The 24,484-nt window shown below is 68.6% G+C and carries 15 protein-coding genes and 2 pseudogenes; 6 read left to right on the forward strand and 11 right to left on the reverse strand.

The genetic code is table 11. The features are described from left to right. Window positions 1–179: 179 nt before the first annotated feature. The gene (locus AC068A_RS07175; protein WP_478581890.1) at window positions 180–1,205 is read right to left on the reverse strand and encodes a hypothetical protein; all 1,026 of its coding nucleotides are present in this window, start codon (window positions 1,203–1,205) and stop codon (window positions 180–182) included. A 320-nt stretch (window positions 1,206–1,525) separates the two neighbouring features. On the opposite strand from AC068A_RS07175, the gene AC068A_RS07180 reads away from it, so the two are divergent. Further along, a complete protein-coding gene (locus AC068A_RS07180) occupies window positions 1,526–1,813 on the forward strand; it encodes a hypothetical protein (protein ID WP_478581893.1) in 288 nt (95 codons plus the stop codon). Here the strand turns inward: AC068A_RS07180 and AC068A_RS07185 are convergent. Beyond that, a complete protein-coding gene (locus AC068A_RS07185) occupies window positions 1,749–2,573 on the reverse strand; it encodes a site-specific integrase (RefSeq protein WP_478581896.1) in 825 nt (274 codons plus the stop codon). The two genes, AC068A_RS07180 and AC068A_RS07185, sit on opposite strands and share 65 nt — an antisense overlap. Before the next feature lie 142 nt (window positions 2,574–2,715). Between AC068A_RS07185 and AC068A_RS07190 the strand changes: the two genes are divergently transcribed. After that, window positions 2,716–5,166 carry a SpoIIE family protein phosphatase gene (locus AC068A_RS07190; RefSeq protein WP_478582124.1) on the forward strand — a complete coding sequence of 817 codons (2,451 nt, stop codon included), beginning with the start codon at window positions 2,716–2,718 and terminating at the stop codon, window positions 5,164–5,166. A gap of 1,103 nt (window positions 5,167–6,269) precedes the next feature. Next, window positions 6,270–7,478, forward strand: a complete 1,209-nt coding sequence (locus AC068A_RS07195) for an alpha/beta hydrolase (RefSeq protein WP_478581899.1) — start codon at window positions 6,270–6,272, stop codon at window positions 7,476–7,478. 12 nt (window positions 7,479–7,490) lie between these two features. Here AC068A_RS07195 and AC068A_RS07200 read toward each other — a convergent pair whose 3' ends face one another. The 5 genes from AC068A_RS07200 to AC068A_RS07220 form a co-directional block, all read right to left on the reverse strand. Then, window positions 7,491–7,775, reverse strand: a complete 285-nt coding sequence (locus tag AC068A_RS07200; protein WP_478581901.1) for a glutamate-cysteine ligase family protein — start codon at window positions 7,773–7,775, stop codon at window positions 7,491–7,493. A 94-nt stretch (window positions 7,776–7,869) separates the two neighbouring features. Continuing rightward, window positions 7,870–8,937 carry a 2,3-diaminopropionate biosynthesis protein SbnB gene (gene sbnB, locus AC068A_RS07205; RefSeq protein WP_478582127.1) on the reverse strand — a complete coding sequence of 356 codons (1,068 nt, stop codon included), beginning with the start codon at window positions 8,935–8,937 and terminating at the stop codon, window positions 7,870–7,872. A gap of 32 nt (window positions 8,938–8,969) precedes the next feature. Beyond that, window positions 8,970–10,049, reverse strand: a complete 1,080-nt coding sequence (locus AC068A_RS07210; protein WP_478581903.1) for a TauD/TfdA family dioxygenase — start codon at window positions 10,047–10,049, stop codon at window positions 8,970–8,972. Window positions 10,050–10,126: 77 nt separating this feature from the next. Beyond that, the gene (locus AC068A_RS07215; protein WP_478581906.1) at window positions 10,127–12,628 is read right to left on the reverse strand and encodes a non-ribosomal peptide synthetase; all 2,502 of its coding nucleotides are present in this window, start codon (window positions 12,626–12,628) and stop codon (window positions 10,127–10,129) included. 80 nt (window positions 12,629–12,708) lie between these two features. Beyond that, window positions 12,709–15,309 (reverse strand): Pls/PosA family non-ribosomal peptide synthetase, encoded by a 2,601-nt coding sequence (locus AC068A_RS07220; RefSeq protein WP_478581909.1) that lies wholly within the window; start codon window positions 15,307–15,309, stop codon window positions 12,709–12,711. Between the two features lie 473 nt (window positions 15,310–15,782). Between AC068A_RS07220 and sbnA the strand changes: the two genes are divergently transcribed. Beyond that, on the forward strand, window positions 15,783–16,766 hold the full coding sequence (gene sbnA, locus AC068A_RS07225) for a 2,3-diaminopropionate biosynthesis protein SbnA (RefSeq protein ID WP_478581911.1): 984 nt from the start codon (window positions 15,783–15,785) through the stop codon (window positions 16,764–16,766). Here sbnA and AC068A_RS07230 read toward each other — a convergent pair. The 3 genes from AC068A_RS07230 to AC068A_RS07240 all read right to left on the reverse strand — a co-directional run bounded on the left by AC068A_RS07230 (window position 16,741) and on the right by AC068A_RS07240 (window position 21,193). Then, window positions 16,741–17,136, reverse strand: a complete 396-nt coding sequence (locus tag AC068A_RS07230) for a 4'-phosphopantetheinyl transferase family protein (RefSeq protein WP_478581913.1) — start codon at window positions 17,134–17,136, stop codon at window positions 16,741–16,743. The two genes, sbnA and AC068A_RS07230, sit on opposite strands and share 26 nt — an antisense overlap. A gap of 142 nt (window positions 17,137–17,278) precedes the next feature. Then, entirely contained in the window at window positions 17,279–19,117 is a 1,839-nt protein-coding gene (locus AC068A_RS07235; RefSeq protein ID WP_478581916.1) for a fibronectin type III domain-containing protein, read from the reverse strand. A gap of 438 nt (window positions 19,118–19,555) precedes the next feature. Beyond that, window positions 19,556–21,193: a DUF5722 domain-containing protein gene (locus tag AC068A_RS07240; protein ID WP_478581918.1), complete on the reverse strand. Its 1,638-nt coding sequence runs from the start codon at window positions 21,191–21,193 to the stop codon at window positions 19,556–19,558. Between the two features lie 960 nt (window positions 21,194–22,153). Here AC068A_RS07240 and AC068A_RS07245 point away from each other — a divergent pair. Continuing rightward, window positions 22,154–22,441, forward strand: a pseudogene (locus AC068A_RS07245) (transposase); the annotation flags it as partial. Between the two features lie 373 nt (window positions 22,442–22,814). On the opposite strand, the pseudogene AC068A_RS07250 reads toward AC068A_RS07245, so the two are convergent. Then, window positions 22,815–23,443: pseudogene (locus AC068A_RS07250) on the reverse strand (transposase); the annotation flags it as partial. Between the two features lie 174 nt (window positions 23,444–23,617). On the opposite strand from AC068A_RS07250, the gene AC068A_RS07255 reads away from it, so the two are divergent. Beyond that, entirely contained in the window at window positions 23,618–24,370 is a 753-nt protein-coding gene (locus AC068A_RS07255) for a WD40 repeat domain-containing protein (RefSeq protein ID WP_478581921.1), read from the forward strand. Window positions 24,371–24,484: the final 114 nt, after the last annotated feature.

A 24,484-nucleotide genomic window follows, 5' to 3' on the forward strand; every position in this document is an offset into this window, starting at 1 on the left:
CAACCTCGACGCCGCCAGCCTGGCCAACAGGCGGCGCCGAGAAGCTGTCCCTCTCCCCGCGTACTGTCTCCACCCACCTCTACCAGCTCTTCCCCAAGGTCGGCGTGAGAGGATGCGTACGCCACCAGGGGTACCTGCCTGACCGGGGGTAGGACGAGCGCCGAAGCGGCCCGTACCGCTCATGCCTCCCAGTCGTCGCCGCCGCGCATGGTGCGCCATCCCGCAAGGTTTTTCAACGCCTCCTGCGCCAACTGGGCGTACTGCACAGGGCACTCCCACAGCTCGCGGGCCGAGAACTCGGAGGGCACGGGGGTATCGGGGTGGTCGTCCGGCGCGTACAGGTGGAGCACCGCACGGTACCGGGACTGCACGGTGGAATCGGCGGTGGACCAGGGGTGCTGCGGATGCTCGCAGGAGACGTCCAGGTCGATGGTGGCGACCGCGGCGGCCAGGTCGCGCGCGTACGAGGGCGGCAGACCCCCGTACGTCTGGGCGATGGCCATCCACAGGCACAGGAACACGCCGATCCGCTCCTCGTTCCGCACCTGCCCGGTGAGCCAACGGCGGGCGGACCACAGGGCGACCGGGCCAGTGTTGTCCTCCCAGCTACGGCGGATCGCCTCCTGCATGGCGACGACGTCGATGCGGCCGTCGTCCCGGACGAACTGCGCGTCCAGATGGGAGACGTCGATGCCGCCGAAGAGCCCCCGGTGCGCCTCGTGCAATCGGCCCAGGGCCTCATCGACGAGGTCCGCGAGGAACCCTTCGCAGTCGAACGCGGCCAGCTCCTCCTCATCAAGACCGTAGTCCTCAGCGAAAACGGCCCGTCCGGCCTCGGTCAGCATGCTCACCCCGGCCTCAACCTCGTACTCCGAGTCCAGGTCCGCAGGGTGGGCACCGGCCGGGCAGGCGCAGGAGCCCCGGTCCAACTGCGCACGGAACCCGTCCAGGGCCCGTATGTACGACGCGAACAGGGCCTTGCTGAAGATACGTGCGGAGACGTACCAGCAGGTGGCATGCAGGAGGATCGTGTACCCGGTCCGCTCCCGGCGGCCCTCCGGGGTGGCATCGCGGCCGAGCGCCCCCGCCGCGTCGTCGGCGAGGACGGCGAGGGTCGATTGAGGATCTGCATAGGGGTAGTCGCTGACAATCCCGGACAGGTCGGAGATCAGTTCGCGGTGGCCGGCAGGCAGCGTGGGCGTCACTTCAGTCACATCCGTAACCGACGATCACGCAGGTCGGACGGTTCCCCTGGCGTACGTGGCCGATGAATCCGGTCGGCCCCGTCCTGAGTCCGGAGGGCGGGGAATCGGGAGCGCGGCCTGTAGACGGACATCTCGTGCCGTGCGTGGCTCTCTGCGGCCTCACTGGGGCGTTCCGCTCGGCGCGCTGCAGATGACCACGGCCTCCCCGGTGAGGACGGCGGCCGCCGAAACGGCGAGTGAGGCGGCGAGCACCAGCACCGAGCGCCGCGAAGGCGCGGCGAGGGCGACCGCATAGAGCGCAGTCCCGCGAGGCCGACCGGATGCTCGCAGCAGATCGGGCCGGCGAACGGGTCTCGGACTACCGCCCGGTCAAGGCCGAGACGGCGCGGCAGGTCGGGCTCGCCGACCAGGCCGCCAAGCAGGCGCAGGTGGCCGCCCTCCAGGCCAAGGCGCAGGCCGACGTGCTGGTGGAGACCGGGCTGACGCACGGGGTGAAGGGGTCCGAGGTCGCCACCGGTATCGCGGCGGCGGCGCAGGCCGCGGTCAAAGGCCGCGCAGACGGCGCAGCACGCGGTCGACGCCACTGCCGCGAAACGCCGCCGGACTGAACGCGTCGCGGTTGGCTGCTCGGGCGGCGTCGAGTTCGCCTCGTCGTTCCTCCAATGACCGGGTCAGTTCGACGTTGCGTTGTTCGAGCTGGGTGATACGGCTGCTGAGTTCGGCGATGTCGACGGGTGCCCCGAGGCCGGAGGCTCTCCAAATCTTGTTTCCGGGCGCTTTCGACAGGCGTTGTTCGAGCTGCTGCACGCGGGCGGCCAGACGGGCGCTGCGCGCGCTTGCATCGGAAGTGCTCGCAGCCCAAGCAGCGGAACCGCAGCGGGCACGCGTGGCCACCCGCGGCGACGTTGACGGTTCACGGCAGACCCCGTACGGGGTGGCGACCTCCCCGATCGCCCGGCGGACGTGCTCGGAGTCCAGCAGGCTCTGCGCGGCGCGCCAGACCCGGTTGCCGTGCCGGTCGAACTGGAGAGCTGTGACCCGGTCGACGGCTTCGCGGCGCCGCTCGTCGCCGATGCGGTAGTAGCCCTGGGTGGTGGTGATGAGCCGGTGGTCCGTCAACTCCTTGAGGACGTCCCGCGGTACCCCGGCATCGGCGTGCCGCTGGGCATAGCAGTGCCGGTAGGCGTAGGTGAAGATGCGGGCCTTGTCGAACGACACCATGTGCGTCACCCGGGTGCCGGCATCCGTAGTGATGACCGGAACGGTGAGGTCTGGAAGCGAGTCCACCCACTTCCGGTGAGCGCTGGCGATGTCGCTGATCGGCTTGGCGCCCTCGGGATCGGTCTTCGGCCGCGGCAACAGCTTCAAGCGGGCCCGTGCGACGTCGGGGAAGCGGGTGCGGACGGCGTCCCCAGCCGGCTGCGCAACGCAATCTGTGATCGCTATGTCTCGCTGGGTTGCCGTGTTGGGCGTCGGGGACTGACTTGCGCAGACTGGAGGTGTGCGCGAGATGAACGTCGGTGGGACGGCGGAGCGCGAGCATCTACTCGCCGCAGCCGTCGTCGAGGCCGTCGCCGCAACCGGCGCGTATGCGGCGAGCGTCTTTCTTCGCTCCCGCGACCGCCGGTCCATCGTGCTGGCTGCGACGTACGGGACAACGCCCTCCCTGCTCGGTGGCTGGCGTCTCATTCCGGTGAGCAGTCCCATTCCCGTCGCCGTGGCGTACAGCACCGGGCGCACCGTCCACCTGGCCGACGCAGACGAGACGATGCGCCGGTTTCCCCAGCTCGCCGTGGCGCTGCCGTACGCCTTCGGCTCTTGCTCCGTGCCAGTGGCCGCAGGTGGGGAGACTTTCGGATCGCTGGCGATCGTCTGGGCGACCTCCCCCGGCAGCGAGGGCCTTTCCAAGACCCAGCGCCGCAAGTTGCGCTCCATCGCCGGCCGGCTCGGTGACTCCCTGGTCGCCCTGCGTGTTCGGACCGGCGATCCGGTGGAATGCGATCCGGGCACGGCTCCGGTCGAGATCCCGGCTCCCGTGGCCAGGGCCGTGCGGGTGGGCTTGTTCGACTGGGACCTGGCCTCCGGCACCTTCACCGTGGACGACGGGTTCTGCGAGGCCTTCGGTCTCGATCCCGGTGCATTCGACGGCCGAGCCGAAACGCTGGCCGCCTGCCTGCATCCCGGCGATCTTGCCGCGCTCCGGGCCCTTGCCCGGGAAGCAGCCGGCGAAGGCCGGACCACCTCGCGACGCCTTCGGATACCAGAGCGCGGGGCCGGCGGCGATGGCTGCCGCACGGTGGAGCTGTGGGCGCGCCCACTGGAGACCGACGACGCGCGGGCGCGCATCCACCTGGTCGGTTCGGTCGTGGACGCCCGGGCCGGCCATGAGGCTCTCGTCGCGGTCGAGCGGTTGCAGGACGGGGTGTTCTCGCTCGCCCCTGACGGGCGGGTGACCTACGCCAACCACAGCGCCCTGCGGCTGTTGGGCGTTTCCGGTGAGGAGGTGCTGGGCCGGGTTCTGTGGGAGGGGGTGCCCTGGCTGTCGGACCCGGACGTCGAGTACCGGCACCGGTCCGCGATGATCTCCCAGACGCCCTCGTCCTTCCTGACCCGCCGCTCGCCCGACCAGTGGCTCGCCTTCTCCCTCCACCCCCAGCCGGACGGGGTCACCGGGCGGGTGGTCGCCGACACCCGTCCCCCAGCGGCGTCAGCAGTCGGCGTCGCCGCGACCGCAGGGGCGCCGGCGAGGATGGGCGTCATGTACCACGTCCTGCAGTTGGGCAGCGCGCTGACTGAGGCGGTCACGGCACGGGAAGTCTGCGAAGTTCTGGCCGACCAGCTGCTGCCGGCGTTCGGGGGGCAGCAGCTGGCGATCTACGTGGTCCGCGACAAGACGATGCACCGGCTCTTTCACACCGGTCCCCATGAAGACTTCCTCGACTGGCTGGAGGGCGTTCCGCTGCACGCCCGCCTGCCCGGTACGGAAACGCTCACCTCCGGTGCGCCGCTCTTCATCGAGTCGCAGCAGGACCTCGCCCGGGGCTACCCGGGCATCCCTGTCGGAGAGGTGAGCTCCTGGGCGTATCTGCCCCTGATAGCCTCCAGCCGCCCTGTCGGCACCTGTGTCCTGGGCTTCGACGAGACCCACCGGTTCACGGAGAAGGACCGCGGCGTCCTCACCGCACTGGCCGGGCTGATCGCCCAGGCTCTGGAACGAGCGCGGCTCTACGACTCGGAGTTCGCCGTCGCCCGGGGCCTGCAGCAGACACTCCTTCCGCACCGGCTGCCTGTGATCCCAGGCATCCGTACCGTCGCGCGCTATCTGCCCGGTACCAGCGGAATGGACATCGGCGGCGACTGGTACGACGTCATCCCCATCGAGAACGGGGTCGCTCTCGTCATCGGAGACGTACAGGGGCACAGCATCGCCGCCGCAGCCACCATGGCCCAGCTGCGCAGCGCAGTACGGGCTTTCACTGCTGTGGGCAGCACACCCGGCGACGTGATGGCGGGCGTCAACCGGACCCTCATCGACCTCGACCCCGGGCTACTGGCCAGCTGCTGCTACATCCGCCTCGAACCCCACAGCCACCAAGCTCACGCCGTCACCGCCGGGCATCTTCCACCCCTGCTCCGCCGTCCCGACGGCCCGACCAGCGCCCTTGACCTCGACATCGGCCCACTCCTCGGTGTGGAGCCCACAAGCGCCTATCCCCGGACCCGGATCGCCCTGCCACCGGGATCCCTCCTCGCCCTCTACACCGACGGCCTGGTCGAGGAACCGGGAGCCGACATCGACGTGGGGATCGACCGCCTGCGGACATCCCTGGCCCACGCCTACGCCGAATCCCTGGACGAACTCGCCGACCGGCTACTGCACAACGCCCGGCGCTCCTCCTACCGCGCCGACGACATCGCTCTGCTCCTCACCGAGTACGGCTCCCGTCACGACGCCCGGTGACACGTCGGACCGGCGTCCCACACGGCACACGGTGCGGCGCCGAGGATCACGAGTGTGAGCTCGAGCCCGTCGACCATCCCCTCGCCATCGAACAGTGCACGGGGATCACCCAGGACCGCGTGCGGGAGACCGCGGCGGCCGTGCTCCACTCCCGCAGCAGCGAGGAGCGGTGATCGCTGGAACCTCCGCGTCGCCGATCCCAATCGCGCCGGCCTGGGCCGTAGAGCCCGCAGTGCGTCGAGGCGGACGGCATCCGCGTCCATCAGGGGTACAACCAGCAGCACCGCGACGTGTGGATCGGGCACGGGATCCCCGCTGCCGAGACCGACCGAGCCCGAGGGCTTTCAGGACTGCCGGGGCGGGCCTCGCCCTGCCGCCGGCCCTGTTCTGCGAGGGTGCCCTGCGGGTCCTGACCGCCGACTGTCCCGAGGGGGTTCGGCCGCGGAAGGCCGGTGGTTCCCGGCAGGTATCTGCCGGGTGTCCATCGCCTACGGAGCCGATCGCCCACACCCTCCGACTCCTCCTCGCCCCGCCCGACGACTGGGAAGACCGAGCTGCCTGGTCCGAGGGCCATCGCGGGGACGTCACACGTCCCGACTGGCGGACCGTTCCGGGCCACTCTGTCCGGCACGAGGACTTGACCGGCGCCCGAGTACCCGCCCCACGACCCCAACCCGCCTCGCTCATCGCGGCGCGGGACCCGGACGTGCCACGTCCGGGAGAGATCCGTTCCCTGACCGTCCTGCCGGACGGGGACATCCTACTCACCGCGGACCACGTCCTGTTGGAGCGTTGGTCGGCGGCGGGCGACCGTCGCTGGCCGGTGCCCGCCGATCCGGATCGACGAAGCCTCCAACGGCATCCCCTCGTGGACGTTCCCCATCGACCGCACGCCAACCGCGCTCGACATCGACCCGTCGACCGATACCGTCCTCGTTGCCCTGAGCAGCGGCGAACTGATCGCCCTGCGTAGCACCCGAGAGCTACACGGCATGTTGGCTCCTGCGGGGGACGCGGAGCACCGGCTCGGGAAGACAGTCTCGTGGTGTCCCGAACGGAGGCCTCGTCCGCCTCCCACATCCCCGTCCCCGAGGAACACCGCCATGTTCACCAGCCGACGCCCGGCAACGACACCAGCAGCCAGCCCTCCCGGCAAGGTCAGGAGAACCCTGCGCGTCGTTGTCGCTGTGCTCGCCTCCGCCGTCGCCTTCCTGACCGCCGCGATCATGCTGGGTGCCTACGCTCCGGCAATCCCCAAAGCCGGTGTGATCGGTCCGGTTCTCGGTGGCCAGTACCCCTTCCACATAGCCATACTCGCTCTGACCGGTGCCCTCTTGGGAGTCGCGGCCTGGCGCAGCGGGTCGGTGCGTGGGGGCCGTGTGCTCACCGCGGTCACCACGCTGTCCATGGTGGCCGCGTTGGCGATCGGCGGCATCCAGTTCCGTGCCGCGCAGCAGGCGGGCACGGAGGTGTCCGCCGGTGAGGTCTTCAGCCAGATCGCCTACCCCGATGCCACCCCTGATACGACTCAGGTGTACGCCACCCGCAACGGCCAGGCACTCAAAGCGGACCTGTACCTTCCCAAGCACAGGAACAGCAACGTGCCGGCCATCGTCCTCGCCCATGCCGGAGGCTTCCACACCTTCGACAAGAGCGACCTGCGCGGTACCGGACGCTGGCTGGCGGAACACGGTGTGGCCGCCATCGCTGTCGACTACAGCCTGGCCGCCCCCGGTCGGCCCACCTGGAACACCGCCCCGCAGGACCTGCTGTCCGCCCTGCGCTGGGTGCAGGACCACGCCGACGAGTACGGAATCGATACCTCCCGCATCTCCATGGGCGGCATGTCGGCCGGCGGCACCCTCGCCATGAACACCGCCTATCGTCTCCAGAACGGCACGATCCGCGCCGCTGAAGGTTCCACCCCCGCACCCCCGGCCTCCGTCGTCGGCTTCTATCCCGGCACAGATGTCAGTCAGATGTGGAAAGACGACGTTTCCGGCTCCCGCGAAGCCGCAGAACTCTTCACCGGCGGCACCCCCGCGCAATACCCCCAGCGCTACCGCGAGGTCTCACCGACCACCGAAATCCGAAAGGGACTGCAACGCACGCTGCTCGTCGTCGGCGACCGCGACCGCAGCGCCCGTCCCGAAACAATCAAGAGCTTCGCCGCATCCCTCCAGGCCGACGGGGTAGACACCACGTTCAAGGAACTGCCCTTCGCCGAGCATGCCTTCGACGACGCTTACGGCAGCCTCACCTCACAGACCAGCCGCCAAATCCTCCTCGGCTTCCTCACCAAGGGCACCTGACACGGCACCCCTTCAGGTCGGATGGGGTGCTCTCGTCGGTGGCCGGCCCGGCCACGACAGGCCGTACCGGGCTGCTGACTCGTAGGCTCGGACCAGTCCGTGGACGAGGGCTGCCAGGACGACCGTGTCCCCGTCTGCGTTGCTGTCGGCGACGCGGATCTCCAGCGTGGGCACGTGCTCGCTGGGGCGGCGTACCAGTACGACATCCGGTCGTCGAGGAGCGCCCGCGCCGGACGAGCCGGAGACGGTGTACTCGTAGCCGGGGACCGGTGCCGGGCCGGTCGGGGACCGCGTCACGGTGCAGCAGACCCAAGTCCTCGGGCAGGTACCAGACGTACGCCTGACCGGTGCACGGCACGGGGACATCGCTGCCCTGGCGTCCAGCGGCTGCTCAGCCGAATCGGTGCAGTTCATGGAAGAAGTCGTCGATGACGCGCAGTTGCCCGGTGCGGGTGACCTCGTCGTAGACGTGCTTGCCGATGGCGAGGTCGAGCACACCCAGGCCGAAGGGCGAGAACACCACCGGCCGGTCGTCTGCCAATGCCGCACGGCCGGCTGTGACGTCGTGCAGCGTGCCGGTCAGGAAGTCGCGGTGCCCGGTGAGCTGTTCGGCCAGGTGAGGTGAGGTGTCGGCTTTGAGGCAGTGCTCGATGTCGTCCACGATGTTGAACGAGGCGAGGAGGATCTCGGGTGCCAGGTCGCGCAGAGACACGTGCAGGACCAGGGGATTGTGGCCGAACCATGCCGGTTCGGTGATGTGCGGCCGGCTGGCGACGGTGGCGAAGACGACCAGGTCGCTCGAGCGGATCAGCTCCTCGGGGTTGTCGCGGACGGTGATTCGGGTGCTGGTGTGCGTGGCGCGCAGGTAGTGGTGAAAGCCGGCTGCGCTGTCGGCGCTGGTGTCGTGCACGCCGACCTCGTCGAAGGACCAGCCGGTCGCGGTGAGGAAGGTGTGGATGTAGCGCGCGATCAGGCCGGTTCCGAAGAATCCGATGCGGGTCGGGCGTGTCCCGCGGGCCCGGCTGAGGGTGTCGGCCGCCGATGTGGCCATCGCGGCCGTCCGCGTGGCGCTGATGATGGAGCTTTCCAGGCAGGCGAACGGGTAACCGGTGTCGTGGTCGTTGAGGATCAGCACCGCCGAGGCCCTGGGAATGCCGGCCCGCACGTTGTCGGGGAAGCTGGAGATCCACTTCAGGCCGTCCACCCGCGCCTGACCGCCGATCGATGCGGGCAACGCGATGATGCGGGCGGTCGGGCGGTCGGGGAAGCGCAGGAAGTACGACGGCGGGTTCACCGACTCTCCTGCGGCGTGAAGGCGGTAGGTCGCCTCGATGAGCTCCACGGTCTCGCGTTCCCTGCCGTGGAGGGTGCCCTGGACCTGGGCTCCGCCGATCACGGCGAACGGGGGCACGGTGGTCGGGCGTACGGCGGCCGGGGGCACGGTGGTCGGATCGGACATGGCGGACTCCGGGGCAGTGGATCGGGACGTGGTCACGGGGTGCTCCCTTCGGGGGCCGCGGCCGGCGGACAGGAGGTGCCGGGCTCCGGTCCGGCCATGGCGACGAGGACCTCGCGCGGCGGCTCGAACGGCTCTCTGCTGTGGGCGGTGCGGATGTTGTCGATGAGCATCAGGTCGCCGGATTGCCATGGCTCGCGGACGGTGTGCTCTGCGTACACGGCGTTGATCAGCTCGACGATGTCCTCGCCGATCGGGTCGCCATTGCCGAAGCGCGTGTTGAAGGGCAGGCCTTCGGGGCCGTACACGTCGATGAGGTATTCCCGTACCTCGGGTGCCAGGGTCCATTCGTTGAGGAACGCGATCTGGTTGAACCAGCAGCGCCGGCCGGTGGACGGATGGCGTACGACGGCGGGGCGGAGCTGGCGGGTGCGCAGGCCGCCGTCGTTCTGCCAGGCGTACTCGATGGCGTTGGCGCGGCAGTACTCCTCGACGACCGCAGGGTCGTCGGTGCCGAACGACTCGGCCCAGGTGGCGCCGATGTCATCGCCGTAGGTGCGGGTGAGCAGCCAGCCCTCCTGTTCGAAGCGTTCCACGAGTTCCGGTGGCAGCGCGTCGAGGACGGTGGCGGAGTCGGCGAGGGCGGTGGCACCGCCCGTGGCGGGCGCTGTCAGACAGGCCAGCAGCAGCAGGGCCGGAGGGTTGTGGGCGTAGCTGAGCTCGTGGTGCATGCACATGGGCTGGTTGGCCGGCCACGCCGCGGAGGAGTACACGCCGGGGGTGTAGGACCGGCGTGGAGCGAAGGCTTCCTTGTCGGTCATGAGGGTGGGGGCCAGCCGGCGGAAAACGGCGCCGGCCTGCCCGGTGTCGCCCAGGCCGAGCCCGCGGACGAGCAGTGCTCCGTGTTCGGTGACGAGCGCCCTCAAGGTACGGCTCTGTTCGGCCGCCCAAGCCGGCACGTCGGCCGGCTCGGGATCGGGGACGTGCAGTATCGGGGGTGTGCCGGGGTGGAACTCCACCTGGGGCACGGGCACGGGCACGGGCACGGGCACGGGCACGGGCGCGGAAGCGGGCGCGAGGCCGGGGCTGCTCGGGGCGGGGGTGGTGAACGACATGGTCTTCGTCCTTTCGGTGAGGGGAGGAGAAAGAGGCTGGCCGGTCATCGAAGGGAGGCCGGCCGTGAGGTGGGGAATCACGGGGACGGGTCGTCCAGGAGTCGGGCCAGATCGTGGAGAACGGGGTGGCGGGTGACGTCTGCCGGGGACACGGTGCGGTCCAGGGCGATGGCGAGTCTCACGGCCGACAGGGAGGTGCCGCCCAGGTCGAAGAAGTTGTCGCGCCGGTCGATCCCGTCCTGCGGAATGCTGAGCACGCTGGTCCACGCGGCCGCCAGCCGTCGTTCGGCGGGCGTACTGGGCGCCTGGATCTCGTCCTCGGCTGCGTGGAGCTGCGCGGCCAGGGCGGTCAGGGCTTTTCGGTCGATCTTGCTGTTGGGGGTCAGCGGGAGACCCTCCCGCCAGTGGACCGCCGAGGGGATCATGTAGCCGGGCAGTGACGCGCCCAGCCGGTCCAGCAGGATGCCGGCTTCGAGGGGGTGCGGGGCGGTGTAGAAGGCCACCAGGTGGGTGCTGTGGTCGGGCCGTTCGGCGACCACCACGGCGCTGTCGCGGACCCCGGGCACACGGAGCAGGGTGTTCTCGATCTCGCCGGTCTCGATACGGAACCCGCGGATCTTGACCTGGTTGTCGCGGCGGCCGAGGAATTCCAGTTTGCCGTCGGGCCGCCAGCGGCCGATGTCGGCGCTGCGGTACAGGCGCATGCCCTCACGGTGTGGATCGGCAAGGTAGGTCGGCCGGGTGCGCCCGGGGTCGTTGACGTAGCCGCGGCCGACGCACACGCCGGAGAAGGCGATCACTCCGGGTGCGCCGAGCGGCACCGGGTTGAGGTGCTCGTCGACGACATAGAGGTGGACGTTGTTCACGGGTCGGCCGAGTGGGACCCGGTCGGCTTCCGGTGCGCGGGCCATGACCTCGTGGTTGGTGTCGTCGCTGGTCTCGGTCAGCCCGTAGGCGTTGACGAGCTTGATGCGGGGCTGGACGGCGAACCAGCGCTGGGCGAGTTCCTTCTTCAGAGGCTCACCCGTGACCGACACGTAGCGCAGGTCCGGCAGCGTCCGGGGGTGCTGCTCGAGATGCGACACGACGACATCCAGGTAGGAGGGGACGACCTGCAGCACGCTGACCCGGCCGTGGGCAACGGTGTCGACGAACCGTGGGGCGTCGAGGATCGCTTCCTGCTCGATCAGCAGGGTCCGTCCGCCGACCAGCAGCGCGGCGAGCAGTTGCCACAGCGAGATGTCGAAGCACTGGGGCGCGGTCTGGGCGACCACCTGGCCTGCACCGATCCCGAGATCGTCGATCTTGGCGTAGAGGTGGTTGAGCATGCCTTCGTGTTCACACATGGCCCCCTTGGGCTCGCCCGTCGAGCCGGAGGTGAAGTAGATGTAGGCCAGCTGGTCGGGTGCGACGTCGATCCCGAGATCGGTCGCACAGAGCTCTTGGTCGTAGGCGGTGTCGACGAACAGCTTCTGGACTGCGGGCTGGGCGGCGAGGGCCGGCCCGAGGGCGGTGGCAGCGGTTGGCTGTGTCACCACGAGCCTGCATCCGGCACGGGCCAACATGGCCTTGATGCGTTCGGCGGGCAGGTACGGCTCGACGGGCAGGTAGGTGCCGCCGGCTTTGAACACGGCCAGGACCGCGGCCAGCCAATCCAGGTTCCTCTCCATTGCCACCGCCACGACCCCTTCACGCTGCAGTCCTCGGGCCCGCAGGGCGCGGGCCAGGCGGTTGGAGCGGGCGTTGAGCTCCTGGTAGGTCCACTTCCGGTTGCCGAGCTGGGCGGCGACGGCGTCCGGGTGCTGCCGTACGCGCTGCTCGAACAGCTCGTGCACCCGGTGCTCGGGCAGGGCTCGGCCCGGCCCGGCGAGCCCGTGAAGCTGGAACCGGAGCTCCTCGGCCGACAACAGGCTCTGACCTGTGTGATCGGCATCGGGGTCGGCAGCGATCAGGGCGAGTGCAGTGAGGTGGTACCCGGCGATCCGGGCGGCGCAGTCCGCGTCAAGGACGTCGGTGCGGTAGCGCAGCCGCAGTATCAGCCGGTCGTCGCCGTGGGATGCGAAGCCCACCCACAGGACCGGCTCCGCGGCCGGCTCGTCGTGGGCTGCGGGGAGGTCGGCGCTGATGCCGTGGGGATCGAGCACCGTCTCGAAGGGTGTTCCGGTCAGGCCGAGTTCACGCCGGAGACGGTCGAGGGGAAAGTCCCGGTGCGCCTGCAGGTGCGCGAGGGTGTCGCGGGTGCGGTAGAGCAGGCTCTTCCATGAGCCAGGACCGGCCGTCAGTCGGCAGGGGAGTGGCCGGCCGCCGACGGCGGCAGCGTAACCGGTGGTGACCTCTTGTTCGTCGCTCAGCGCAGCCAGCACCTTCGCGTGCGCGGCCAGCAGCACACAGTTCAGCGGTACCGCCAGGTCGTCTGCCAGTCGGCGCACTGCTGCGACCCGGCCGGATGGGACCGGCGCCTCGTACTCGGCCATGCCCGCGACCGGTACCCGCGTCCATCGGGGGAGGAGCGTGGCGCCGCCGCCGGCGGTCAGGACGCCGTGCCAGAACTCTCTGCCGGTGGTTGCCTTGAGTGACATGGGGGTCTCTCCTTTGCTGGTGCTGGTGCTGGTGCTGGTGCTGGTGCTGGTGCTGGTGCTGGTGCTGGTGCGGACGGGCGTCAGGCTTCGCCGAGCAGGCCAGGGTGGGTGGGCGCGGTGCCAGCCAGGTGTGCCGGCGGCGTCGCGGGCAGCGGGGTGCCGACGGGCATCTGCCGGGCCGGGTTTCCTCCCCATTGGGCCCTTCGCGGGACCTGCTCGCCCTTCATCAGGAAGGAATCGCAGGCGAGGCCGACACCGTCCTCCAGCACCACGCCGTAGTGGACGAACGCGCCCACTCCGAGGGTGCAGCCGTCACCGATCGTGGTGCGGTCGGACTTGAAGGCGCCGTCCTCCTGCGAGTGGCACTGGACCACTGTGCCTGCGTTCAGCGTGCAGTCGTCCCCGATGGTGACGAGGGTGCGCTCCGGGCAGAAGCAGCCGTCGTCGAACACCCGCTTGCCGATGCGCGCGCCCAGCAAGCGCCAGACGACGTTCTTGAACGGGGTTCCGTCAAACACCTGCACGTAGTCGAACGACGCCAGTTTCCAGAAGCGCTCGTGCCGCCAGAACGACGGCTCGTAGATCGAGCAGTACAGCGGTACCTGGGGCTTGAATCCCGTGGCTGCCCGTTCGATCAGCGCGAAGAAGGCAACACTGAACAGGAGTGCCAGCACACCGGCCAGAGTGATCGCCGCAGCGCCCAGCGCAGGGAAGAGGGATTTGGCGCCCAGGACGACGAGGGTCACGGCGAAGACGTGGATCCATCGCGCCATCAGGTACAGCCCCGCTGTGGCAGCGTTGTGCCGGTTCTTGGCGGCCAGGCGGCGGCGCAGCTCGCTGCCGCTCTCCAGGTCCCGGAACCGGGTGTCGCGCATCACCGTGCGCGGGATGGCGAACGGGGGCGAGCCCAGCAGACCCGTGTTCTCCCGGACTTCTCCGTCGACCGGGACCATCACCTTAGTCGCCAGCAGACAGTTGTCACCGGTCCTGGCCTGCGAGGGATAAGCGATGCGGTTGCCGAGGAAACTGTGGGCCCCGATCGCAACGCGGGACAGCCTGAAGGACGTGTTGGAGAATTCGGCATTGATGAGTGACAGGCCGTCAGCGACCATCGTCCCGCTGCCCACAGAGTTCAGGAACGGGCTGTCGTGCTTCACTTCGGTGCCGAAGTTCGAACCGGTCTGGGTGGCGCGGGACAAGTCGTAGCCGAGATGGCGCAGGTAGTGGACGATCGCGGAGCTGTCCCCGAACAGTGTCGTGAAGAACTTCCTGTTGGTCAGGAGTGCAATGGCCCTCTGCAGGCCGTAGTGGAGGCCGTAGAGCGGATAGACCGTGCCCGGCTTGAGCGCCAGATGGAGCAGGCGCGGAACCACGCCCTGGATGATCAGTCCGGCGAGAGCGGCGCCGAAGAACAGCACGAAGGACACGGCCAGGGCCTTCAGGTAGAACGTCTGGCTGGTGAACTCCGGTGCCCCGGACCCGGGCAGTGTGCTCAGCTGCGGCAGCTCGTTCAGCAGTACGGCGACACCGCCGGTGACCAGCGGCATGTGCACCAGCAGCAGGGCGAGCAGCTGACCGATGGTGTAGCGGACCTTCCTGGCCGTGGAGCATTCGACGGCCCCGACCGTACGGAAGTCCGTGCCGGTGGGTTCGGCCGGCGACCCGTGCCGGCGCTCACCCGCGGGGACGGACTGGCCGGCATGCAGGCTGGATGCGTGCCCGAGCTGGGACCGGTCGCCCATCGAGGTGTTGATGTCGAGGACGGTCTGTTCGCCGACTACCACGTCCTTGCCGAGGGTGACCGAGCCGGTCTGGAGCAGACCCGCGTGAGCCCGGTAGCAGGAGAAGTACACATCCTTGCGGATCACCGTACCGTCACCGACCGTGAGTAGATCGGCACAGGCGGGGACATGCGTGGAGAAGATCGCAACGTTGCGGCCGATACGTGCGCCCAGCGCCCTGAGGTACACCACGTACAGCGGCGACCCGGTGAACAGACGGGCAGGACTCATGCGGATCAGGGTCTTGACCAGCCACCAGCGCACGTAGCCCAGGCTCCAGACGGGGAACTCCCGGGGCGTGAAACGACCGATGAGGATCCACTTCGCCGCGATCGGCGCCAGGCACAGGCCGACGAGCATCATGCCGCCCGCCAGCACCGACCGCAGGTACACGTCGAGGACACCGGTGCCGGCGCCGACCCACTCGTAGCATCGGACCGTGGCCAGGGCGGCGACGTAGGAATAACCGAGGAACGCCAGGAACTGCAGCATGCCGCACAGCAGGTGCTGCCCTGCGCCCGCCCGCGCCGCCCTCCTGCCCTCCGGCGCGGACGCGGGCGTGCGCACGGGTGCCGACGCCGGGACGGCCGAACCGTCGGATGGCCGGACTGACTGCTGGCCGGACGGTTGGACGGGCATGGGCGCAGCCGCGGGCGCGGCGGCGGTGAGCGCGGAGACGAGGCCGTGGACCGTGGGGTACCGGTAGACATCCTTCATCGATACGGGCGGCAGGTCCGCCCGCTTCCTGATCCGGGCACAGAATCGCGCCATCACCATCGAATCAGCGCCCAGATCATCGAAGAAGTCACTGTCGCCCGACACATGCTCCACGCCCACGACACCGGCCAGAACCTCTGTCAGGAGCCGTGCGGTCTCGGCCTCAGTGCCGCGAGTTCTCATCGGGTCACCGGTCGACAAAAACATGTGTCATCCACCTCCAAATACGCGCATTCCGCTGTCCGGGATATCTTTCGGAATCGATTGTTGTGCGGGCATGCGGTTTCCGCCTCGAAATGCCTCAGACATTCAGGACGGATTCGTGATGCAGCCCCACCAGTAGATGCCGCCTGCGCATGCCCGTCACGACACTGAATTTCGTGGCTTGACGCTGCGCACCCGGAGCAGTAATGAGCGAAAGTTCCGGTCGTCGTCCAGCTGCCAGGAGGGCATCGTTCCCGCTCCGGCAGACGATTCGCGCACTTATCCGTGATCGTGGCCGACGTCAAGCCCCGACATCGAGTGGCATGACAGAGCCGCGTTCAGCCCGCGTACTGGAGGGACTGCAAGGACGTCACGCGAGGCGACGTCCTGTCCGAGTCGCTGTCGCACGGGAGACGACAGCAGACGCCTTGAGCACATACGAGGAGGTGGCCATGACGGTCATATCCACCCCCCAGGAGTTCAATCAGGACGACCTCTACGTCGACCTCAAGGAGATCACCGGGTGCCGGCTGTTCCTCAAATGCGAGGGATTCAATTTCGCCGGGTCCGTCAAACTCAAAGCCGCGAGTGCCATGGTCGAGGCTGCCGAACGTGACGGCCTGCTCAGCCCCGATTCCATCCTGGTCGAGTCCTCGTCCGGCAACCTCGGAGTGGCCCTGAGCGTGATCGCCGCCAGCAAGGGCTACCGGTTCGTGTGCGTGACCGACTCCCGCTGCAACCTGTCGACCCGGCTGCTCATGGAATCCCTCGGCGCCCAGATCCTTGTCGTCACCGAGCCCTCCTCCACCGGCGGTCTGCTCGGCGCCCGCATCGACCGCGTCCGGGAGCTGTGCGCCTCGGACAGCAGGTACATATGGCTCAACCAGTACACCAACCCCCACAACCCCCTCGCCCACTACCGCACCACCGCACCGGCCATCGCCCTCGCCTTTCCCGACCTCGATGTCCTCTTCGTCGGGGCGGGCACCACCGGGACCCTCATGGGGTGCGCCCGGTACTTCCGCACGTGGCACCGCCCGGTCCGCATCGTCGCGGTCGATGCCGACGGCTCCGCCACCTTCGGACACACCCCCGGGCGCCGTATGATCCCGGGCCTCGGCAGCGGAGTCCGTCCCCCGCTCCTCGACGCCTCGTACGTGGACGAGGTGGTACACGTCAGCGAAGCCGAGACCATTCGCACGTGCCACCGGATGGCCCGGCACGGTTTCGTCTTCGGCGGGTCCACCGGCACGGTCGTCAGCGGCGCCGCCCGATGGCTGGACCGGCAGGAACAGCAGGTGACCGCGGTCGCCATCGCCCCAGACCTTGGCGAGCGCTACCTCGAAACCGTCTACCAGACCAACTGGGTGCAGGACCTCTACGGCGAGGAGGCACTCGAACCCCAGACGGTCACCGCCACCAGCCCGCCCGTCTGATCCACGGGGCCCGGACCATCCCTCCGGCGACCGTCTCCTGCGGATGAAGAGCCCCTCCGACGTCCTCCGCCACCTCAAGAGCCGGCACCACCTCGATGTCCACGCCCACCGGTGCCGGCGCGAAAACGAGCAGGCACAGGCCGCCGCTGTGGGACAGCGAGAAGTGCACCGGGTTGTCGCGCACCACAGGACGCCCGTGCGGCTGCCCGCACAACGGACACGGCAGCCGCCTGAGCGGCACGTCCACCGGCGGAACACCCAGGTACGCGCTCAGCAGCAGGCGCAGCCCGACATGCCCGGCCAGATACGTGTCCCTGTCCCCGGCCACCCGGAAGGCCGCCGCACGCTCCTTCTCCGCCCCGTCCAGCACGCTGGTTCCCCCACCGTCCCAGGCAGCTGTTCCTACCTCCGTCTGTCAGCTCAACCGGCCCCCGCACTACATCTGCCGTCAGCCACAAAACATAGGAAAACGGCATAAGAGGATAAACGGGTATCACAGATGGAAAGGACTCTCACAGGATGACGTAGCCCAGGCGGCCGTCCTTGTTGGGGTAGCCCTCGCAGTTGGGGTTGGTGGTGTCGAGGTGGTGGCCGTTGCCCGGGTTGTAGCAGCGGTACAAGGGGACGGAGCCGCCGACCTGGGTGGTGTAGATGAAGCCGAGGCGGCCGTCCTTGTTGGGGTAGCCCTCGCAGTTGGGGTTGGTGGTGGTGAGGTGGTCGCCGTTGCCCGGGTTGTAGCAGCGGTAGAGAGCAACGGTGCCGGGGGCTTGTGGGGCGGGAATGTGCCCGAGGCGGCCGTCCTTGTTGGGGTAGCCCTCGCAGTTGGGGTTGGTGGTGGTGAGGTGGTCGCCGTTGCCCGGGTTGTAGCAGCGGTGGAGGGCGACGTGCGCTGTCGCGGTCCCGGTGACTGTGGCGGGGGCGGACAGGGCGCTGGTGTTCCTGCTGCCGTCGGTTGCAGTAATCCTGTAGGTGTAGGTGGATCCGGGTCTGACGTCGGTGTCGGTGAAGGTCAGCTGGGGGCGCTTCCAGTACATGGAGGAGCCGGTGACAGTGTGGATGGGAGTGCTGGAGCCGTTGCGGTAGACGCGATAGGTCAGCTTGCTGTCGTCGTGGTCGAAGCTGGACGTCCAGCGGACATCGACCTCACCCGGCCTGGTACTGGAGGCGCTGACCTCCTGCGGCACCGCCGGCGCGCCGGTGTCCGGGCCGCTGGCGAAACGGGTCAGGCCCTGCTGCGGCTGATCGGCGTAGGTGCTGGTCGAGGTGCCGGTCACCTTGGTGAACTCGCCGCCCACCCACATGTAGTCCGTGCCGTCCTTGGAGACGGTGGTCATGACGCGTGGTCCGACTCCCTTGCCGATACCGTTGTTGGTATCGGGGGTCCAGCCCAGCAGCGCCGGGGCGTTGACCGACTGGGCGAGTAGATGCTGGCGCGCCCCATTGGCCTGCTCGGGAAACCCGTCAATGCCGCTGCAGTCGTGTGCGTGCGATGCGGAGTAGACCACACCCTTGTAGACCTCGACCGCCTGGGTCGCACCCTTGCAGGGGTCCCGCCAGCGCTGACGGAAGTCGGAGAGGTTGATCGCGCTCCGGCCTTCGTCCTGGCTTCCGACGGCCTCGCTGGCGGTATAGAAACTGGTGGCGTCGGTGGTGATGTCCTTCACCACTGTGGAGGCGGCGAAGAAGCCCAGGGGATAGTTGTGGGTCAGGGTTCCGTTGTTGCTGTTGACGACGGCGAGGGCGTGGGAGTCGGCGCCGTTGAGTTTGAAGAAGTCGCCGCCGAGGAGGACGTTGTTTCCGTCCGGGGTCACCTCGACCGCCCTGCCTGTCGCGTCGGCGTTGGCCGTCCAGGGGTGCAGCGCGCCCGAGGTGGTGACGGAGGCGAAGTAGCGGCGGGCCTGGCCGGCGACGGAGGTGAAGTCGCCGCCGAGGTAGACCCTGTCGTTGGTGACGGCCAGCGCCCGTACAGTGGCGTTCACCTCAGGCCTGAAGCTGGACTTCGGACTGCAGGTGGCGATGTCGATGGCGGCCACATTGCTCATCTTGACGCCGTTGACTGCGCCGAAGTAGCCACCGGCGTACAGGGTTTTCTTGTCTTTCGAGACGGCCAGGGCGCGCACGGTGGCGGTACCCGCCCGGATCGTGAAGGAGAGGTTGCATGAAGTGGGATTACCCGTGGCGGCATCGAGCGCGATGAAGTTCACTGCCTCTCGCTCCGAGCCGGGAGTCCCGGCCGGTGGGCGGACCACCGAGAAGGTGCCGCCGGCGAAGACGACGCCGTTCGCCTGGGCCATGGCCCACACGATGCCGTTCGTCTGCCAGGTGGGCAGGCTGTCGGCAGTGAACCCCACAGGCGGTGTTACAGCGGATGCCTTCGGCATCCCTCCCACCCCTACTCCGATGCCGGCGCCGACGAGTGAAAATACGAGGGCTACGGTTAGTCCTTTGGATCTACGCATTAATCCTCCGGGAAAATTCGCCTGGTTGAGTGATTTTGAGTCTTTGGGGTGACCGGATGCACGCGCGCCGTGCAGACGCGTGAGGGGCTGGCTGGCTCGGCCCCGGGCTGCCAGCGCAGAGCCTTGATGGGGTCGACGGGGCACTGCGGTGGTTCGTGCCCAGTGCATGAGGCTGTGGCCTGGGGTGTCTGCTGGCCAGGAAGGGCTGCCACGAAGGCAGTGTGCGGGAGCCGGGCTGGTCGACGTCAGGGACGCAGGCGGCTCGTGCCTCCTGACAGCCAACCCCCATGCCGACGGCACGCTCCCGGCGACGGAGCAGACGAGAACCCTTCACGGGATCGCGTAGCCGAGCAGGGACTCCCTGGTGTAGGGGCCCTCGCAGTCGGCTCGAGCGGATACAAAGTGGTCGCCGCTGGTGGGAATGTAGCAGCGGTAGAGAGGGATTGACCCCGGTACCTGGCTCGTGTGGATGTGGCCGACGGGCCCCAGGGGGAACTGGCCCTCGCATCCGGGGTCCCGGGTCAGCATCGAGTGCTCGCCCACCTTGCATTCGTAGAGCATGACCGTACCGGGCTGCTCGTTGCGGAACAGATGCCAGTTCGCCTCGGTGGTGAACCCGGGCGGCAGCGCCCGGGACGAGGCGGCATGGCCCCGGTTGGGGTTGGAGCCCCGGCGCAGCACGGTGTACGGCAGGTGCTCGAACCCGCAGGAGAGCCGGGCCGGGGAGAGGTCGTTGCGGTTCGCCAGCGCCCAGGTCGCCCACGCGGGCTTGGCCGAGCCGTCCGCCCTGCGAAGACCGAGCTGGAGGCCGCCCTCATGCGGATTGTCCTGCATCCGGTGGTAGATGTAGCTTTCGATGCCCGGCGTGCCGAGCACGTTGTGGAGGCTCCAGCACACCATGCTCGCCTGATCCGCCTCATTGGACCGCTGACCGGAATTGATCCCGCTCTCGGTGAGCTGGACCGTCCAGGCATGGGGCCGGTCCGGGAACCGTTGCCGCAGCCAGCCCAGCAGGATGCCGAGGTTGCCGTAGGTGACCTTGGGGTAGTCGTCGGCGGAGAAGGCAGAGCCGGAGAGGTTGGGCGGGTAGGGGTGATAGGCGACCTGCCACCGGCGCGACCCCACCCGGGCGTTCAGCCCTTCGAGCACCGTCATGCCGGACAGCATCGCGTTGCGGTCGGCCGGGCGGTCGAACTCCCGGCCGAAGTGGTGGTCCAGCGAGGTCAGCACCTTGGCGGTCGGCTGCTCGACGGCGATGCGGTCGTAGGCGGCGTTGTAGTTGGCCGCGATCTGGTCGAGCCATGCGCTGGCGTCACACGGCACCCCTTGGCCGCAGCCGATGTCGAACCAGTCGTTGGTGTTGACCTCGTTGTTGACCACGAAGTCGGCGATCCGGCCGCGACCATGCTGCCCGTCGTAACGCTGGGCCAGCATGCCGGCGAAACGCCCGAAGTCGGCAGGATCGTTGGGGACGCAGAAGATCTCGAACCCCGGCGAGGCGGGTGAGCAGGGGCGCCCTTGGCGTGCCCATGCAGGGGTGCCGTAGACGATGGCGGTGACCACCAGCCCGCGATCGCTCCACTCCTTGACGGCCGAGTCCACCTCGGCCGGGACGGTGAAGCAGTGGCCGTCGTACTCCTGCTCGCTCGCGGCGCACGGAGCAGCCTTGACGCCCGGCTCCCACTGCGCCCAGAGCAGGTTCATCGACACACCACCGGCGTTGTTGCCGGAGATCTCGTCCTTGTTCGGCCAGAAGTCAGGCTGAATGCCCTTGATCCGGTAGTCGGAACGCGTCGGATAGGGCAGCGGCCCGGCAGCTGTGGTGACCGCCTCCTTCGAAGCAGAGCCGGTTGATTCCGCGACGGTCCCCTTTGCAACCGAACTGATCCCGGCGAAAGCAAGTGCCATGCAGCACAACGCCGCGAGCCCGGGCAGCAGGCGCCGCCGCTCGATCCCTCGGTGTCTCATCAGGTCCTTTCGTAACTCAACGGGTCCCGGGTGCAGTCCGGCCGTACAGCCGGGCCTTCTTCCCGCGCCCATGCGCATCCGACGGGGGAAGCCGTCAGGCTGCGCACGGGAGAGGCCCGACCTTGTGCGAGGGGCAGGTCAGCGGACGCCGGCAGCCCTCGACGGCGCGCGTACGCCACCGCACCGCCTGGCCACTGCCAGGGCCGCGGCCCGGTGACGGCTACCGGCTGCCAGGACGACTCGGCCGCCGGTCCCCGTCTCGGATGCCGGCCAACTGCCAGCCCTCGGCGCGGACGTTCTGCCCGGACGCTTCCCGTCGAGGCCGGGTTGCCCTGAGGCGCGAGCAGTTCGGCGGCCTGGCAGCCGTCGGAGACCATGCCTCGCGCCGTGTGGTCGGCGGGCTCGTCCACGATGGGCTCGGGTTCCGCATCGCGGGCTGGTGCGGCGGCCGACGTCAGCACCTCGGCGGCTCCGCCCCGTGCGGTCGTCCCCGCCTGGGCGTCGGCGCCGAGGCCGGAGTAGGCGAGACCCCCGATATCACGGCCTCCGATGCCCTGGCCGCTGTGAAGCGTATCAACCAGCGTGGCGTGCACCGGTGTTCATTTCCCCTCCGGCGGCAATCCGTCATGCGCACCTCAAATCCTTGGTCAGAGGAGTAGGTGCACGGAAGCCTGCCAGACAGGCCAGGTGGAGAATTCGGACAAACGGGAATGGGTCTCGATATGCCAGAGCGTTACCTTGACCGCCGATCTGATGACAGATCAACTTCCTTCATAGGATGCGCAGTTGGACACGCCGCAGGCAAAGGTCCAGGCCTTCCAGGTGGCGGCGTTATGGAATCGAAATAATCAACCAGGGATTGTTGACTGAAATTCAGTCGAGGATTCACTTAAATGCTACAGGTCGAATTCGTGCCGCTACGAACGGTCAGGATTCCTCCGCTCCGGCTGAGGATTACGTCTGGCCGGCCCGGTCATCGAGCCGTTGCTGCCGGAGCCGGCGGCGAAGCAGGTGGAGGGCCGCCCGCGGGTGCCAGACCGGCAGGCGTTGTGCGGGTTCCTGTTCGTTCTACACACCGGCATCCAGTGGGAGTGCCTGCCCCAGGAGCTGGGCTTCGGCTCCGGCATGACCTGCTGGCGTCGTCTGGCCGCCTGGAACGAGGCGGGCGTCCGGGACCAGCCGCACCTGGTGCTCCTGACGAAGCTGAAGGTCGCGAAGAAGCTGGACTGCTCGCGGGCGGTGATCGATCCCGTGTCAGGGCTGCCTGCAGGTAAGAAATGAACGCGGCGCCGCTGCCAGCCGGACCCGATCATGACCTTTCGAATGGGGTCTCGCCGTCCCCGACCATGACGCCCAGGCTTCACTCAGTGGCTGATGCTCAGCCGGCGCGCGCTCAGTCTGTGGCGATCTCCGCACGCGCAGCTGCAGTGTCCGTCGGTCGGGAGAACATCGGCCAGTGCCCGGTGCGGAGTTCGCGTAGTTCCCATTCCCGTCCGCACACTACGGCAAGGTAGGGATACCCGGCATCGATCAGTTCTCGGATCTGCTCCAGGGAGGTCGAGCAGGACAGTAGTGTCTTCGGCAGCTTGTCGCCGCCGTAGGTGAGGCTCAGTGAGCGTTTTCAGCGATGAGTCTCCAGGGTGAGGATGGCTCTGGCGATTGACGTGAGTCCGGTGGGGCTGCAGCGGGCTTTGCGGAGGATGCGCCAGGTCTTGATCCGGGCGATCGTTGTCTCGACGGGCCGGCGGAGTCGGGAGTGTGCCCGGTTGGCGGACCGCTGTTTGACGGTGAGGTCTTTGCCGGGCTTCCTCTGGTGGGGTGCGGCGGCGATGTCGCCCGCTCCCTGATAGGCCTTGTCGGCCCAGAGGGGGATTCATGGACACGGCCTGGCAGGGCAGGCGAGATCCATACGAGCGTGCCGTCGGGTCCGGTGATGACCTGCAGGTTCACCCCATGGCGGCGGTGCTTGCCCGAATGGTCGCCTCGGCTGTCGCCGACCCGGTCGCACTCGGCGAGGGTGCCGTCCGGCAGGACGTACCGGGCATCGGCCGACCGCAGTGCAGCGGTCGGGCCAGGGGCGAGGCGGGCCAGGTGCTGCACCGTCGCGTGTACGTGGGCATGTGCGGTGCTGACGCTGATGCCGAAGCCGGCCGCCACCTGCTGCAGGGTGTCGTTCTTCCGCAGGTACACCAACGCGACCAGAACCCGCTGCGAAGGCGGGAGCCTGCACCGCCGGTCACCCTCCTGGGTCCGTCGGTGGTATCGAACAGGGCGCTCAGATATGGGACCTGGACACCGTCGAGGATCCGCCCGTCCTGCTCACGGGCGGCAATGACGGCAGGCTGCGCGCAACCGTGCCGTAGGAGAGCCGCGATCGGACAGCCATTGGATATCGGCGTCGGATATCGGCTCAGGAGCCTGGCCGTGGCGGGGACGGAAAACGGCGACACCGTCGTGACCTGCGACGGTCAGGAGGACGTACGCCTCTGGGATCCTGCGTCCGGGCAGGAGCTCGCCCATATCGTCACCGACTGCGACTTCGACTGCGACTGGGTGTGGGATGTCGCGGTCACCCAGTTCGACGGGAGACCCTGGGTCATCAGCAGCGGCGGTTACCCCAACCAACTGTGGGACATCGCGTCCGGAGAGGAACGCAAAGGCCTCTTCGACGGCGATCGTTCCTATTTCAAGGCCGTCGCCGCAACCCGGATCCAGGGCCGGCCCGTCGCTGTCACCACAGCGCCCTGCGGGCAGGTGAAGGTGTGGGACCTCGGCGACAGCAGCCGCTCCTTCCGCCTGGACGGTCACCGCCTGGACGTCGCGTCCGTGGCCGTGGGCGAGTACCCGGAAGGCACCTTTGCCCTCACTGAAGCACTGAGTCCGAGGCAAGGCGAGCTCCGCCTGTGGAATCTGGACATGCGTCAGTGCGTCCTGCAGTTCCGGTACGACCACGAGTTCCCGGTCGCTGTCGCCCTCGGCCGGATCGGCCACCGGATCATCGCCTTCACCGGCGGGTCGGACGGCATGGTCCACATCCGTGACTGCACCTCGGACACACCGCTGGGTTCACTTCACCTGCCCGAGCCCGTCACCGCGCTGGCATGGGACGAGGACCGGCTGATCGTCTGCTTCGGCACCGGGGTGGCGGTGTTCGCACCCACCATGACCACGGGCTGACGCCCACGCCCCAACCCCCGTGGCCGACGCCTGTGAGCCCGACCAGAGCGCACCCGGTCACGGGTTCTCCTCCGCATCCGTCTCATAAGGCTTGGTCGGGTTCAGTCGCTCGTG

The sequence above is a fragment of the Streptomyces sp. NPDC043854 genome (assembly GCF_056436005.1).